We start from the raw sequence: 620 nt of genomic DNA, 5'->3' as shown, positions 1-620 counted from the left end.
GCGGTTGGCGGGGCGGTTGGCGGGGACTCCGCCACGCAGGCGGGCGTCGTCCGTCAGACGTAGATGCGGGGGGACCGTCGGTCCCGATCCTTTCCGATGACGGGACCGACGGTTACCGCCCGCGGGGGGACGTGGGAACGGCAACGGGCGGCCGTTATCGCTGGTAACGGAGTCACAGAGGTAACAGGAGTAACGGGCAGGGCACACGGAAGGACCACCAGATGGGCGTCACCTGTCACGTCGTCCTTATCGAGACGTCGGGAAACCAGAATTTCATCTTCGACACCACCAAACGGCGGGAGAACGTCGGCGCATCCGAGCTCGTCCACCGGCTCGAACAATGGGTGCGCGACGCGCTCAAGGACGAGTTCACCGGGTTCAGCTCGGCCTGGCGGATCGCCGGCAACCGCAGCGCGCAGCTTCTGGTGGCCGCGGCCGGCAGCGCGAAGGTGGTCGTCCGGGATCCGGAAAAGGGAAGAGCCCTGGTCGGCAACGTGACGGCGCGGGCGCTGCGGGAGGCCCCCGGCCTGGACGTATGCGGCGTCGTCGGCGAGTCGTTCGACTGGGACGACGTCCACCAGGAAGACGACGCCCACCAGGAAGACGACGCCGCATACGTC

1 pseudogene is annotated in these 620 nt (G+C 67.9%); it reads left to right on the top strand.

From position 1 onward, the window contains the following. Positions 1-221: 221 nt before the first annotated feature. Positions 222-620, top strand: a pseudogene (locus DD1DGNOD_RS27490) (hypothetical protein); the annotation flags it as partial.

Source organism: Candidatus Protofrankia californiensis (assembly GCF_900634765.1).
Lineage (GTDB): Bacteria > Actinomycetota > Actinomycetes > Frankiales > Frankiaceae > Protofrankia > Protofrankia californiensis.
Note: the sequence above shows the minus strand (reverse complement) of the source record. Positions and strands in the feature narration are given on the sequence as shown.